General features: G+C 32.2%; 11 protein-coding genes and 1 pseudogene. 7 read left to right on the top strand and 5 right to left on the bottom strand.

From position 1 onward, the window contains the following. Positions 1 to 56 precede the first annotated feature (56 nt). A complete protein-coding gene (gene smpB, locus ACVBED_RS07755; RefSeq protein ID WP_473094819.1) occupies positions 57 to 515 on the bottom strand; it encodes an SsrA-binding protein SmpB in 459 nt (152 codons plus the stop codon). Between the two features lie 86 nt (positions 516 to 601). Between smpB and ACVBED_RS07750 the strand changes: the two genes are divergently transcribed. Beyond that, a complete protein-coding gene (locus tag ACVBED_RS07750; RefSeq protein ID WP_473094818.1) occupies positions 602 to 2230 on the top strand; it encodes an ABC-F family ATP-binding cassette domain-containing protein in 1629 nt (542 codons plus the stop codon). A 136-nt stretch (positions 2231 to 2366) separates the two neighbouring features. Here ACVBED_RS07750 and ACVBED_RS07745 read toward each other — a convergent pair whose 3' ends face one another. Both ACVBED_RS07745 and ACVBED_RS07740 read right to left on the bottom strand, forming a co-directional pair. After that, on the bottom strand, positions 2367 to 3188 hold the full coding sequence (locus ACVBED_RS07745) for a ferritin-like domain-containing protein (RefSeq protein WP_473094817.1): 822 nt from the start codon (positions 3186 to 3188) through the stop codon (positions 2367 to 2369). Positions 3189 to 3213: 25 nt separating this feature from the next. Next, positions 3214 to 3933, bottom strand: a pseudogene (locus ACVBED_RS07740) (ferritin-like domain-containing protein). Positions 3934 to 4283: 350 nt separating this feature from the next. On the opposite strand from ACVBED_RS07740, the gene recJ reads away from it, so the two are divergent. From recJ to ACVBED_RS07725, 3 genes are all read left to right on the top strand, one after another. Next, a complete protein-coding gene (gene recJ / locus ACVBED_RS07735; protein ID WP_473094816.1) occupies positions 4284 to 5996 on the top strand; it encodes a single-stranded-DNA-specific exonuclease RecJ in 1713 nt (570 codons plus the stop codon). A gap of 44 nt (positions 5997 to 6040) precedes the next feature. Beyond that, a complete protein-coding gene (gene nadD / locus ACVBED_RS07730) occupies positions 6041 to 6622 on the top strand; it encodes a nicotinate (nicotinamide) nucleotide adenylyltransferase (RefSeq protein WP_473094815.1) in 582 nt (193 codons plus the stop codon). Between the two features lie 85 nt (positions 6623 to 6707). Beyond that, positions 6708 to 7049, top strand: coding sequence for a DUF3817 domain-containing protein (locus tag ACVBED_RS07725; RefSeq protein WP_447121285.1), 342 nt, complete (start codon positions 6708 to 6710; stop codon positions 7047 to 7049). On the opposite strand, the gene ACVBED_RS07720 is transcribed toward ACVBED_RS07725, so the two are convergent. Both ACVBED_RS07720 and ACVBED_RS07715 read right to left on the bottom strand, forming a co-directional pair. After that, positions 7050 to 8474, bottom strand: a complete 1425-nt coding sequence (locus ACVBED_RS07720) for an SDR family oxidoreductase (protein WP_473094814.1) — start codon at positions 8472 to 8474, stop codon at positions 7050 to 7052. Between the two features lie 72 nt (positions 8475 to 8546). Continuing rightward, positions 8547 to 9029, bottom strand: a complete 483-nt coding sequence (locus tag ACVBED_RS07715) for a DUF6702 family protein (RefSeq protein ID WP_473094813.1) — start codon at positions 9027 to 9029, stop codon at positions 8547 to 8549. A gap of 71 nt (positions 9030 to 9100) precedes the next feature. Between ACVBED_RS07715 and ACVBED_RS07710 the strand changes: the two genes are divergently transcribed. The 3 genes from ACVBED_RS07710 to ACVBED_RS07700 all read left to right on the top strand — a co-directional run bounded on the left by ACVBED_RS07710 (position 9101) and on the right by ACVBED_RS07700 (position 15058). Beyond that, positions 9101 to 9682, top strand: coding sequence for a HupE/UreJ family protein (locus ACVBED_RS07710; protein WP_473094812.1), 582 nt, complete (start codon positions 9101 to 9103; stop codon positions 9680 to 9682). A 70-nt stretch (positions 9683 to 9752) separates the two neighbouring features. Further along, positions 9753 to 12122, top strand: coding sequence for a M1 family metallopeptidase (locus tag ACVBED_RS07705; RefSeq protein ID WP_473094811.1), 2370 nt, complete (start codon positions 9753 to 9755; stop codon positions 12120 to 12122). A 734-nt stretch (positions 12123 to 12856) separates the two neighbouring features. Next, the gene (locus tag ACVBED_RS07700) at positions 12857 to 15058 is read left to right on the top strand and encodes a TonB-dependent receptor domain-containing protein (RefSeq protein ID WP_447121284.1); all 2202 of its coding nucleotides are present in this window, start codon (positions 12857 to 12859) and stop codon (positions 15056 to 15058) included.

The raw sequence follows: 15058 nt of genomic DNA, 5'->3' as shown, positions 1-15058 counted from the left end.
TGATATTGCAAAATAAATATAATTTTTCCTTATACACAAAGATTTCACGAGTTTTTTTAACTTTTCTTTAGTACTCTGTCCAATTGTCTTTTACTTTCTCTGTCTTTTATACTCTCCCGTTTGTCAAATAATTTTTTACCTTTACCTACTGCTATTAGGATTTTTGCTTTCCCAGCGTCATTAATATATAATTTTAAAGGTACAACTGTATTTCCTACATCTTTTAGTTTTTTGTTAAATTTTAACAATTCTTTTTTATGCAGTAATAATTTTCGTTCTCTTTTAGCCTTATGATTATAAAAAGTACCAAGCTTATACTCTTCAATACTCATATTTATAACATAGAGCTCTTCATTTATAAATTGACAAAACGCATCGGTTATAGATGCTTTTGAACTTCGTAGTGATTTAATTTCCGTTCCTGTAAGTACAACCCCTGCTTCAACTTCATCGGTAAGTTCATACTCAAAACGTGCTCTCTTATTTAAAACAGTAACTGTTTTCTGTATTTTCATTAATGTTATCTTTAACAAAGTACATTTATAAGGTCTTTATATTTTCCATAAAATTTTGTACTTTTGCGCCAAATTTACAAAACAATATGTTAACAGTATCAAATCTTTCCTTACAATTCGGCAAAAGAGTTCTCTTTGACGAAGTTAATATAAAATTTACAAAAGGAAATTGCTACGGAATTATCGGTGCAAATGGCGCTGGAAAATCAACATTTCTTAAAATTTTAAGTGGAGAACAAGATCCAACGGCAGGAAACATTTCTTTAGAACCAGGAAAAAGAATGTCAGTTTTAGAGCAGGATCACTTTGCCTATGATAATTTTACGGTTTTAGACACTATTTTAAGAGGTAATCAAAAATTATATAAAATAAAAGAGGAAATGGATGCGCTTTATGCAAAAGAAAATTTTTCTGATGCGGATGGTATAAAAGCTGGAGAAATGGGCGCTATTTATGAAGAAATGGGCGGTTGGAACGCAGAATCTGACGCACAAACAATGCTTTCAAATGTAGATATTTCAGAAGATATGCACTATCAAATGATGTCTGAATTAGAAAATAAAGACAAAGTACGCGTACTTTTAGCCCAAGCTCTTTTTGGTAGTCCAGATGTTTTAATTCTAGATGAGCCAACAAATGATTTGGACATTCAAACCATTGCATGGCTAGAAGATTTTCTTTCTACTTACGAAAATACGGTAATTGTAGTGTCACATGATCGTCACTTTTTAGATACAGTTTGTACACATATTGGCGATTTAGATTTTTCTAAATTAAATTTATACACTGGAAATTACTCTTTTTGGTATCAAGCCTCACAGCTTGCAACGCGCCAAAAACAACAAGCCAATAAAAAAGCTGAGGATAAAAAGAAAGAACTACAAGACTTTATCGCGAGATTTAGCTCCAATGTTGCAAAAGCAAAACAAGCTACTGCACGAAAGAAGATGATTGACAAATTAAACATTGAAGATATAAAACCAAGTTCTAGAAGATATCCAGCTATTATTTTTGACACAGAAAGACAAGCAGGTGATCAAATTTTAGAAGTCAAAAATTTAGAAAAGACAAAAGACGGCGAATTATTATTTTCTGACATTCATCTAAATCTTAAAAATGGCGATAAAGTAGCCGTTATTTCTAAAAATTCTCTTGCGATAACAGAATTTTTTGAAATACTGACAGAGAATGCAAAAGCAGATAAAGGCGAATTTAACTGGGGAATTACAACTACTCAGTCCTATATGCCTTTAGATAATACAGAATTTTTTGATGAAAAAATAAATTTAGTAGATTGGTTACGTCAATATACCAAAAACGATGAAGAGCGCCACGAAGAATATATGAGGGGTTTTTTAGGAAAAATGCTGTTTTCAGGGGATGAAGCTTTAAAATCAAGTACTGTCTTATCTGGTGGAGAAAAGATGCGTTGTATGTTTTCTAGAATGATGTTGCAGAAAGCCAACTTTCTTCTAATGAATGAACCAACCAACCACTTAGATCTCGAGAGTATAACGACTTTAAATAACTCTTTGGTAAATTTTAAAGGTGGAATACTTCTCGCTTCACATGATCACGAAATGCTTGAAACAGTTTGTAACCGAATTATTGAACTGACGCCAAAGGGAATTATTGACCGGGAAATGACCTATGATGACTATTTAACCGATAAGAAAGTAAAGGAGCTGCAGGAAGAGATGTATGCTCAAAATTAGTGTTAAAATAAAAAGCTTTAATTTTTGAAGTCTTATAAAACTCATATGCCTTGCAAATAATTTTTGCAAGGCATATTAATTAAAAAACCACCCACAGCTAAGTGAATGGTTCTGAAAAAAATCTGATATTGAATTTTTATTTAATAAATACTGAGGCAATCATAGTTGCTTGCTGGGCTGTGATAGTTTCATCAAAAGATGCAGAACCAACTTCAGGACCAAACAATTTACTTGTGTCAAAACCAGCTTGGATCAAATTTTCCTCACCAGCGTAAGTTGCATTTGTAGCAGCAGGCATGTTTCCACCATCATTAAGTGTGATCCATCCTTTTTGACCTCTCATTCTTCTTACTTGGGAAGCATGTCTTGCTTCTACAGAGTGAATCTGTAATGCAACTTGTAAAACTGCTTTATTAGAAGCAACATTTCCTGCTTGTCCTTTGTAAGCTCTAACACCTGTATCTTCAAATGCTTGGGCTAAAACTAAGAATGTTTGGTAATCAGAGAAAGGTTTGAAGTTTCCACCAGCTGTAAAATCAAAAGTTGGTTTTGAAATTGGCGTCGTACCTAAACTTGTAAGTGCTGCTTTTAAAAATTTAACGTGAGCAGTTTCATGCTTAGATATTTGATTGAAAACCGTTTGGTCTGATGCAGGAATCAAATTTGACGTAGCTAATCCTGTTACATAATATTCTGCCTCCAAATATTCTAAAGTCAATGCTAATTGCAAAGCATCTGTTAAAGCACTTTGTGCACTTGCACCTGCAAATTTTGCAGTATTTTCAAGACTACCAGCTTTTGCGTCTGTTGACATAAAAGACCCAAGTCCTACAGGAATAACAGCTAATGCAGCTTTTTTTCCAAAGTTTGCTAATTGTGAGAAACTTTCTTTTCTCGTGGATCCTGACGCGTAAAATTTGTCGTCAGATAAATCGTCTAATATTTTTAATAAGTTCATAATGTAAATTTTATGGGGTTAGAAATTATCCGATACCTTGTTCTTTCCAAGTGAAAGCTGTTTTAATAAACGGACCTGCTGCTGCTACCACGCCTTTTGGCTCAATTGCAACATCCAATCCAGTTGTTACATCAATAACATCATCCCCTGCAAAAGAAGCTGATCCTGGATTAATTGCATCCCTAATTGCGGAAGCGTGTCTTGCTTCAATAGAAACAATTTTACCTGCAATAACCAAATAATCTAAATTGGTAATATATTTACCAGCGGCATTATATGCGCCGACTCCTGTATCTTCCAATGCTTTAGAAGTTGCTAAAATAGAAGCTCTACTTGTAAAATCCACACCGTCATACTTAAATTCTAATTTTGGAAGAAGTTGAGATGGAGCCGCGCCTGAAATTGCTGCTTTAAAGAAATCTCTGTGTATGATTTCGTGGTTGTAGATGTCGGTAAAAAGTTGTCTTTCAACAGAGCTGATTCCGCTATAGAAAGAATTTACAACTTTAGTATAAAAATCCGCTTCTAGTTTGCTTAGAGCATCACGCGAAATCGATATAGCCTACGTCTCACCTTTACCGAGATCAAAAACTGCTGCATCGGGTACATATTGATAATTATCATTTCTACATCCTGCTAAAGTAAGACCTGCAACTGCAAGACCGACACCGCCGAGTTTTAAGAAATTTCTTCTACTGGTATCTAAGGTCGCCCCCTTATTTGATACAATGATTGGTTTTTCCATAATATATTTTTTTTAATGGTTTCTTAAACTGTTTCTATAAATTACGAAGTCTTTTATATCTCAGATTTGCAAAATGAAAAAAAATATGATATTCTTCATATTTTATTGATTCTTTTAGATCTCCTTCAATAATTGTGTGACTTCATAATTTGACTTCTATCATTTATTATGCCAATTAATTGTTAAAAATTAAACGTTTATTTAAAAAAGTATTGTGAAACAACAAATTTTGTTGATAATTATTAAAAATTAATAATTACTTAATGTTATGATTTATTAATTAAATATATTAGAATACTCTAACAATATTGATTTATTAAAGTGTATTTTAATTTCACTATTTTTGCTTAATGACGAACGATTGGATTTTTAGCGCAGAACCAGATGAAGAATCAGTGGATTCTATCAGTTCGTCCTTAGGTTTTGGAACCTTGGAATCAAAGATTTTGATTCTACGCGGCATTGATAATTATACCAAAGCAAGAGCATTTTTTAAGCCTAATCTTAATGACATTCATAATCCGTTCCTCATGGCAGATATGCAGAAAGCAGTTGAACGAATTGCGACGGCTATTGAAAATGGTGAGAAAATATTGGTTTTTGGTGATTACGATGTTGATGGCACAACCGCTGTTGCTTTAATGTATCTTTATCTTTCAAAAATCGTTCAGAAAAAGTACATCGATTATTATATCCCTGATAGGAATATTGAAGGCTACGGCATTTCAATTGACGGCATAAACTTCGCCAAAGAAAATGGTTTTTCCTTGATCATTGCGTTAGATTGTGGTATAAAATCCCTGGATAAAATAGACTACGCAAATTCCTTAAATGTTGATTTTATTATCTGTGATCACCATTTACCAGGCACAAAAATTCCAGATGCTATTGCAGTTCTCGATCCAAAAAGAGCAGATTGCAGGTATCCATTTAAAGAACTTTCCGGATGTGGAGTTGGTTTTAAACTTTGTCAAGGCTTAAATACAATTTATAAAATACCAGAGCACGAACTTTTTGAATTGACAGATCTACTTGCCGTTTCTATCGCAGCAGACATTGTTTCAATGACTGGTGAAAACAGGATTTTTGCAAAACAAGGTTTAAAAATATTGCGTAAAACTAGAAATATTGGTTTGCGGTTATTAATTCCTGAAGACAAAATTTCAACTTTTGAGATCTCTAATATTGTCTTTGAAATTGCACCAAAAATCAATGCTGCCGGACGGATCTCTCATGGTAAAGCCGCTGTAGAATTAATGGTTTCAGACAATTTAAAACACGCTCATGAAATCGTAAATAATATTTTAGATCTCAATACTTCTCGCCGTGAACTCGATGGTTTCAGCACTGCGCAGGCATTAGAGCAGATAATAGAAACACAGCAAATTAATAATTTTTCGACCGTAGTTTACGGTTCTGGCTGGAACAAAGGAGTAATTGGGATTGTAGCTTCGCGTTTAACAGAAACTTATTACAAGCCAACTTTGGTTTTTACTGACGGAAATAATGGAGAATTAGTCGCTTCTGCAAGATCAGTCGCAGATTTTGATGTGCACCATGCTTTAGATCAATGTTCAGATTTGTTTCTCAGATTTGGCGGTCATCCTGCAGCTGCAGGACTTTCCATGGAAAAAGAAAAGTTTGAAGAATTTAAATTAAAATTTGAAAACATAGTTTCACAACAAATACAGGCACATCAAAAAAAACCGTTCTTAAAAATCGATGCTGAAATAAAAGTAGAAGATTTAAACAAAGATTTCTTTAATTTTCATCGAAAATTGACACCTTTTGGACCGGGAAATATGAAACCTATTTTAGTAATTAAAAACTTGAAAACTACAGGTTTCATAAAATTAATTGGCAAAGAAAATGCGCATGTAAAATTTCAAATTTTAAACCAGACAACAAGCAAAAATATCGAGTGTCTGGCTTTTAAAATGGGTAAATTTGAGAACGATTTCCGCAATAAAAACTTTGATCTTGCCTTTACAGTAGATGAAAATCATTGGCGTGGAAATGTCACTTATTTCTTAAATATTCGAGACGTGAAATTTCATGAATAGATTTGCAGGTTTTAGGTCGTAGTTCAAATTTTTTAAATTTTTCAGTGAAAAAAATCGGTTTATTTTTCGGTTCATTTAATCCAATTCATATTGGACATTTAATTTTGGCTAATTATATCTTGGAAAATACAGATATGACAGAACTTTGGTTCATAGTTTCACCGCAAAATCCTTTTAAAGAAAAAAAATCTTTATTAAAAGATTACCATCGGCTTCAAATGGTACAATTAGCACTTGAAAATTACCCAAAAATGCGCGCATCAAATGTTGAATTCTCACTTCCAACACCGTCTTACACGACGCACACGTTGGCTTATTTAAAAGAAAAATATCCTGCATATTCTTTTGCACTAATAATGGGAGAAGATAATCTAAAGTCACTTCCTAAATGGAAAAATTTTGAGTCATTAATTGAAAATCATCAGATTATAGTCTATCCCAGAATTGCTGCTGCAAAAAGTGAAGCCATTACTTTCAGCCAAGAAAATATCCATAGAATTTCTGCACCAATTATCGAACTATCTGCCACAGAAATTCGCGCTATGATTAAAGAAGGAAAAAATGTTCGACCAATGTTACCGCCTGAAGTATTTGATTTTATTGACGGAAGCAATTTTTATAAATAATTAATCAGGCTTTAGAAGTCAGACAATACGAACAAATAATCATTATCTTGGAACTTTTAAGATTAATAATAATTCCAATATTTTTATGAATTTTACAGACAAATTTTTTGCAAAATATTCTGATGAAAAGCTAGTGCGTTATTTTAAATTTTTTGCTGTAGGGGAAGGTTTAACGTGTTTTTTTCTTTATATTATTGCCATTCCCTTAAAACGTTATTTCCCAGAAGAAATGTGGGCAATAATATTTATTATAATTGTAGGCAATATCCACGGTTTTTTCTTTACACTTTACCTCATCTTTTGTATTCCAATGCGCAAAATTTTCATCTGGGATGATGAAGATTCAGTTTTCGCATTTTTATCTGCATTTTTTCCGTTTGCGACGATTTGGATTGAGAAGAAATTTCTTAAACTCGACCGGGAATAATTAAGGTTTAACCAAACTGTTTATCATACCATTAAAAATAAAATAGTGAAACGGCAAAACAATGTACCAGTATAGCCTTCCAGAAATTCCCAATGGCCGGTAACTCGCAGTTTGATAGAGAATTCCGTCTAAGATTTTAAATTCTAACCAAGCTTCACCAGGCAATTTCATTTCGGCAAAGAGTAACAATTTTTTTTCCGTTTTACTAGCATAGAGCACGCGCCAAAAATCCAACGTGTCGCCCGCCTCTAAATAGTTTAAATTTCTTCTGCCTCGACGTAAACCTACACCGCCAAAAAGTTTATCAATAAAACCTCTGACGGACCAAAGAAAATCGCCATAATACCAACCATTTTTTCCACCGATTGAAAAAATACGGTCTAAAGTTTTTTCTTCATCTATTACTTTTCGTTCCTTAACGTCTCTGAAACACCCATATTTAGGCACTTCCATATATTGCCATACGTTCATTTCGTGGAAATTCTCTGTAAAAGAATCGTACCAACTCGATAGGACATCGTTTTGCTTAATTTTATCAAAAGCCAGTTCTAGTGACTCTTTGTAATTCAGCAATTTTATATCTAAAACTTCAGCCAGATCATTCGGTTTTGCGACAACATCAATTTTCATACTATTGACTAAATTTTTTGCCAAAGGATAAGATGTAGAAGTCACAAAATAAAGCCAATAAGAAGATATTTTTGGTGTCATCACGGGAACTGTGATTATATAACGTTTTAATTTTCGCACCTCTGCAAATTGCATCATCATTTCTTTGTAACTTAAAACATCTTTCCCGCCGATATCAAAAGATTTATTAAAAGTATAAGGGTTTAACAAGGATTTTACTAAAAACTGAATTACGTTTCTGATGCCAATTGGTTGGCATTTTGTTTTTACCCAAATTGGCGTGATCATGACAGGTAATTTTTCCACTAAATCGCGGATAATTTCAAAAGAAGCGCTTCCAGAACCAACGATAATCCCCGCGCGCAATGCAGTTAGAGCATATTTTTCACTCGCCAAAGTTTCTTCTACTTTTTTACGTGAAGAGAGGTGTTTTGAAAGATAATCATTATTAACGATTCCTGTTAAATAAATAACTTGTTTGGCATTAGTTCTCTCAATATATTTTTTGAAATTGATAGCAGAATCCTCTTCCATTTTTTCGAAATCGCCCGTTGTAGTGGACATGGAATGAATTAAATAATAGGCAGCATCAATATCTTCAGGTATATTTTCTAAAGTTTCGGGAAGTAAAAAATCCGTATGAATTACTTCTAACGTTCCTTTTCTTAAGTCTAACTTTTGATTAAATCTTTGTACATCGCGAACTGCGCAAATAATATGATGGCCTTCATCCAGAAGCTGAATAAGCAATCTTTTTCCGATGTAACCCGTAACGCCTGTTAATAAAATTCGCATACTATTTTTTAATAAATGTACGGAATTCTTACTTTAAAAATTAATGGTAAAGATCAATTAGAAGAAAAATATTTAAAATTGCTGAAATAAGTAACGGTTGGGATAATTCAGTTTTGAACTTTTACGTTTTCCATCTATAATAATATGTATGATATTAAGCTGATCATCAAAATGATTGTATAAAAAACTTACCGCGGTTTCTACTTTTTTGGGATTCTCAACCGATTCCGTTTCTAGATAAATATCCACAGATTCCCTATCTTCTTCAAAACCAATAAAATTTAATTTTATCGATTGATTATTTACTTTTATTTTTAAATATTCAGCGCAGTAATCTTTTAATAAAGAATTAATTTGGTCTTTGTAGTTTTTATCATTAAAATGAACCGATTTTCCATACTTCTGATTTATCGCGCTTTCCAGATCGTCAAGAAAAAACTTCGCAGTTACTTCAAATGTTTTGGATTTTACGTTGTATTTAAATTCGACAGAACCCACGTGGTATGGGTGAACTGACTTCGCATTTGCACCGACAAAAAAAATAAAAGCTAACAAAAAAAGTAATTTTCGCATCTTCAAAAATAAAGATAAAATTTGTATTATCGCAGTTCTAAAACAAAACTAAGATGCAAGACTTTTTATTTTATTTAAAACTTGGCTGGTCACATATTATTGCTTGGGACGCTTTGGATCATCAACTTTTCATTTTAGCATTAGTTGCAGTTTATGCTATAAGAGATATAAAAAAAATATTAGTTCTGGTCACTGCTTTTACAATTGGACATTCATTGACATTAGCTTTGAGCGTTTTAGATATCATCAGATTTCCGAGTAATTGGGTGGAATTTTTAATACCAATTACAATCGCTCTTACTGCACTCGGAAATATTTTGATGTATAAAAACACGCAGAAATTAATGAAGCTAAATTATTTTTTAGCCTTAATTTTTGGTCTGATTCATGGGATGGGATTTGCAAATTCTGCACGGATGATGATCGCAAGTGAACAAAACATCGCTGCACCACTTTTTGGGTTTAACATCGGTCTAGAATTGGGACAGGTTGCTGTAGTAATTTTAATATTGGGCTTAGAATTTCTTTTAATTAAATATTTAAAATTAAATAAAAAGTATTGGCTGATCTTAGCATCGAGCATTGCACTTATCATTTCGTTGTCAATGGCGTTCAATAGAATCCCTTTTTCTTAAAATTTTGTTAACATTCCATTTATTTTAATTAATTTTGAAGAAATCATTTTATTAACATATTATTTTAAAAATGAAAATTAAATCATTATTACTTTCTTTACTACTTCCACTCAGTTTTTTTGCACAAGACATTAAAAATAATCCGACGAGTAATCACGGAAATAAATTTGAAGCCTTGGGAACAATTCTTCCTACACCAAATGTTTACAGAACCGCCTCCGGCGCACCGGGGCACGAATATTGGGAAAACCGAGCAGACTATGATATTTCTGCTTATTTAGATGAGGATAAGAGAAATCTAAAAGGTTCGGAAACTATTACTTACTATAATAATTCGCCGGATAATTTAGATTATATCTGGATGCAACTGGATGAAAATGAACAATCTTCAGTCAAAAATGCGGGTTTTAAAGATAACTCTATGATTCCAAAGATGACGACAATTGATCGTCTCGCACCGACTGATTTACCGCAAAATGATAATGGTTTTGGCGTAAATTTAGAAAAAGTGACGGATGAAAATGGATCTCTACTTTCTTACACGGTAAACAAAACGATGATGCGAATTGATCTACCAAAGATTTTGAAAAAAGGTGAAAAATTTATTTTTAAAATAACCTGGAACTATAATATCACGGACAGAATTGCAAAAGGCGGTCGCGGTGGTTATGAATATTTTCCGGAAGATGGAAATGATCTTTATACAATTACACAATGGTATCCGAGAATGTGCGTTTACAGCGACTTTAAAGGTTGGCAAAATAATCAATTTACCGGTCGAGGTGAATTTGCTCTCGAATTTGGGAATTTTAAAGTGAGCATGAATGTACCTGCAGATCACATTGTAACTGGAACGGGACAGGGAAAGAACTACAAAGATGTGCTTACAAATAAACAATATGAAAGATGGCAAAAAGCACAAAATTCTTCGGAACCAGTTGAAATTGTCACTTTAGCGGAAGCTAAAAATGCTGAAAAAAATAAATCTAAAGAACGAAAAATATGGAAATTTGAAGCGAATGATGTCCGGGATTTTGCATGGACTTCTTCCCGAAAATTTATTTGGGACGGTATGAAAGTAACCATTCCTGAAAATAAAAATGAAGTAATGGCAATGAGTTTTTATCCTAAAGAGGCTTATAATCTTTACAGCAAATATTCTACAAAATTAGTAGCACACACCATTAAAACTTATTCCGAATTTACAATTCCGTATCCTTATCCAGTTGCACAATCAATTGAAGCGGCAAATGGTATGGAATATCCAATGATTTGTTTTAATTATGGGCGCACAGAAAAAGACGGAACTTATTCCGAAGGCACAAAAAACGGAATGATCGGCGTAATTATTCATGAAGTTGGACATAATTTTTTTCCGATGATAGTGAATTCAGACGAAAGACAATGGACTTGGATGGATGAAGGGATCAACACTTTTGTGGAATATTTAACAGAAGAAAGATGGGACAATAATTTTCCTTCAAAACGTGGTCCAGCATTTACAATTGTTGATTATATGAAATTGCCGAAAGATCAATTGGAGCCTATAATGACTAATTCTGAAAACATCGTCAATTTCGGTCCGAATGCCTATTCAAAACCGGCGACAGGTCTTAATATTTTGCGCGAAACAATTATGGGGAGAGAACTTTTTGATAAATCCTTTAAAACATACGCGAGAAGATGGGCATTTAAACATCCAGAACCCGCAGATTTTTTTAGAACGATGAACGATGCAAGTGCTGAAAACCTGGATTGGTTCTGGCGCGGTTGGTTTTATGGTATTGAAGCGGTAGATATTTCTATTGACAAGGTAACTGTTGCTGCTCCCGATTTTAGCGAAGACCCTAAATCCAGTAAAGTATCCTACTCCGTTGACAAGGCATTAACACCAAGTTTTGATGACATTTCTAAAGTTAGAAATAGAACTGACAAAAACATCAAATTTGCTACGGATCAAGATAAAAGTACACAGGATTTTTATTATAAATATGACCGCGGTATGGAAAAAGTAGACGCTAACAAAAGCTATGACATTGAAACTAATAATTTTGAAAAAGCAGATTCTAAAGAACAGGAGAAATTAAAAAACACATACGCTTATCAAGTAGATTTTAGCAATAAAGGTGGTTTAGTAATGCCTATCATTTTAGAATTTACATTTGAAGACGGAACAAAATTACAAGATAAATCTTCCGCACAGATCTGGCGTAAAAATGAAAACAACGTTTCTGAAACCTATTATTTTACTAAAAAATTAAAATCCATTCAGCTCGATCCGATGCGTGAAACTGCAGATATTGATACTTCAAATAATTTTTGGGGAGAAATTCCGGCTCCAAGTTCTAAGTTTGAAGTTTTTAAGCAAAAAACTGCTGCTATTGTACGTGGAGCCTCCGGCGGAAAAGTAAACCCAATGCAAGCTGCTGGTAAAAAATAGTTTAATTTCGACGAAATCTATAAAATGCTGAAATAATTTTCAGCATTTTTTTTCGGGGAAATTATAATCGCGAAAATAAAACGTCTAAGATTCTAAAATAAAATTTCCAAGAAAATTACACAAATATTATTTACGTTGCAGTAAATAAGCAACTAGATAAATTACAACCCAAACACCTATAATTGTAAATAAATAGCTAAGTAAATGAAAACACACAATTATTTCCATCAAATCATATAAATTGTGTAAAAACTCAAATAATTTTCAACAGTAAGAGGCTCTGCAGTAAATTATTACCTTTTGGATAATTTTAAGGGTTAGTTGATTAAAGGCTTTCTTCAATTCTTTATTTTCTATTATTGTAAAAATTTATAAATCAAAATTATTTTTGACTTATAAATCGAAATATACAACAGAGATCTTCCCAATGCCGGTTTGCTTAACTCGTGAAAAAAAATCCAAAATTTAAATTATAAGTTTGAAGATGTAATGGTTTTTCTGTCCTAAACTGTCTATTAATTAGAGTCAACTAAAAAATATTTTTAAATTTTTTAAACTGAATATCAACACTTTAATTAGTTTAATAGGCTTATTTTACTACTTTGTATTGCATATTACTTAAATATTTATATATCTTTGCAATGTCAATTAATACAGAAATAAAACAACTACAATAATCGCCGTAAATTATTAGCTGATAACCCACGACTTTTATTTTTTTAAAACAATAACTCATGAAAATTTTAATCACTTCACTCGCCATTATCACAAGTTCAATTTTGTTTGCTCAGGAAAGTTCAAAAACAGATTCTACGCAAACAAAAAAAATAGAAGAAGTTGTAATGACTAAAAAGGTATTTCAAAAAAAATCAGACAGAATGGTTTTTGATGTAGCCAACTCACCGATAGCAAAAGGAACCAATGCATTTGATCTGTTAAAAGAAACACCTCTCGTATCGTCCACCGATAATGCTACTCTAAAAATATTAGGTAGAAAAGACGTTTTCATCTATATTAATGGAAGAAAAACCAATATGGATATGGAATCTTTAGTTGAAATGCTTAAAAATACACCTTCCGAAAATATTTCGAAAATCGAGGTGATCACAGTTCCATCCTCAGAATTTCAATTAGATGGTGATGATGGCGTAATAAATATTATTATGAAAAAAAGTATTACGGATGGTTTAAACGGCACTTTAAAACTGGGCGATGAGCAATCTTATTATAATCATCCTTCCGCAGCTTTAAGTTTAAATTACAGAAAAGGTAAACTAGGTATTGATGGCAATGTTTATTCCAGCGTACAAAAACAAAAGCAATCATTAATCCTCACAAACGGCGATGAAACCTACAATAATAGAAGTGTAGGTACAATTACAAGGCCAAATCAAAATTTAGGTGGTTACGTAAATTTGGATTACGAACTTTCACCAGAGCAAAATATTGAATTATCTTACAATACCAGGTTTAATTGGAGCAATAACTCACAAACTAATTTAAATAGCATTGCTAAAGATTTTACAAAAAAAACTGTTAGTAAAACAAATACTTTTAACGTAGAAGATGCGCATAGCAGAAGCCATTCTTTAAATTTAAATTATGAATTAAAAACAGATGAAGAAGGAAGTAAGTTAATTTTAAATACTTCATATCTTAATTTTCAGAGATTACAGCAAAATACAAATGTCACTACAGATTTAGACAGCCAAAATATAGAAGCAAAGTTTTTACAAAAAACACCACAAAAAGTTAATAATTTTGGCTTTCAAGCAGATTATGTTATGAAATTCGAAGATGCAACGATCTTGTCTTTTGGTGGAAATTATAACCACACAAAAACGGATAATAATACTTCTTTCGAAAATGTGATTCCCCCATCTGGAACTGATAATAATCTTTCTAATCACTTTGTTTATATGGAAAATATATCTTCTGTTTACGCAACGTTAGAAAAAAACTTCGGTGAAAAATTTTCTGGAAAATTAGGGACAAGAGTTGAGTTGACTCATAATCAAGGAGATGTTTTAGATAAAATTGACCCCTATTATCATTTCAAAAATGACTATAACAACTTTCTACCTTATGTAAGTGCAAACTATAATTTTAATAAAGACAACTCGCTTTCCTACACATTTTCAAGTAGAATAAAACGACCTTCATTTTCTGAGTTAAATCCGTCCAGACAATATTTAACACTAGATAATTATTTGCAAAATAATCCTTTCATGAAGGCATCAACTTACTACACGCAAGAATTAAATTATATGTACAAAAGTTCTTACTTTTTAGTTTTAAACCACACCTATATAAAAGATGAAAACGAACAGATTCCCTTACAAAAAAAGAAAGATGACGGTACAATTTTATTACGTTACATCCGGACAAATTATGGTACAAAACAGGAATTTGGTGGAACAATTGGCATGCAGAAAACTTTTTTTAAAGGGATCTGGTCAGCAAATAACAGTTTAAATTTAGCTTATAATATTTTTAGAGGTTCCGTTTCTAAAGATCCCATTACAAATGAACCTTTTGACACTTATGATATAAATAAAGAAACATTTTTTTTTAATATTGCATTGAATAATAACATACGACTATCTGCCAAAAAAGACCTTTTCATAGGTGTGAATTATTTCTTTCTTTCGCCTCAAAAAATAGAATTAGGAAACTTAAATTCTATGCAAAGTTTAGATCTATCCATAAAAAAAATCTACAAAGACTGGACTTTTATGTTTGAAGTAAATGACATTTTTAACACGAATAAGTTTTACTTTAAAGAAGTACAAAGCACGGGTTACTTTAATAGTGTTGATCAAAACCGCTATAACAGAATTGTAAGTATCAAAGCAACTTATAATTTTGGAAACAAAAAAGTAGAAAAGATCAGAAAAACTGAAAGTGCAAACTCATCAATCAAAGACAGAACTTAA

The sequence above is a fragment of the Halpernia sp. GG3 genome (genome assembly GCF_052976925.2).
Note: the sequence above shows the minus strand (reverse complement) of the source record. Positions and strands in the feature narration are given on the sequence as shown.

What these genes read in the sequence shown, in the direction of transcription:
- ACVBED_RS07745 (WP_473094817.1), bottom strand. Translation starts at nt 3,188, where the DNA reads ATGAACTTATTAAAAATATTAGACGATTTATCTGACGACAAATTTTAC.
- ACVBED_RS07710 (WP_473094812.1), top strand. Translation starts at nt 9,101, where the DNA reads ATGCAAGACTTTTTATTTTATTTAAAACTTGGCTGGTCACATATTATT.
- ACVBED_RS07705 (WP_473094811.1), top strand. Translation starts at nt 9,753, where the DNA reads ATGAAAATTAAATCATTATTACTTTCTTTACTACTTCCACTCAGTTTT.
- recJ (WP_473094816.1), top strand. Translation starts at nt 4,284, where the DNA reads ATGACGAACGATTGGATTTTTAGCGCAGAACCAGATGAAGAATCAGTG.
- ACVBED_RS07700 (WP_447121284.1), top strand. Translation starts at nt 12,857, where the DNA reads ATGAAAATTTTAATCACTTCACTCGCCATTATCACAAGTTCAATTTTG.
- ACVBED_RS07720 (WP_473094814.1), bottom strand. Translation starts at nt 8,474, where the DNA reads ATGCGAATTTTATTAACAGGCGTTACGGGTTACATCGGAAAAAGATTG.
- ACVBED_RS07750 (WP_473094818.1), top strand. Translation starts at nt 602, where the DNA reads ATGTTAACAGTATCAAATCTTTCCTTACAATTCGGCAAAAGAGTTCTC.
- ACVBED_RS07725 (WP_447121285.1), top strand. Translation starts at nt 6,708, where the DNA reads ATGAATTTTACAGACAAATTTTTTGCAAAATATTCTGATGAAAAGCTA.
- smpB (WP_473094819.1), bottom strand. Translation starts at nt 515, where the DNA reads ATGAAAATACAGAAAACAGTTACTGTTTTAAATAAGAGAGCACGTTTT.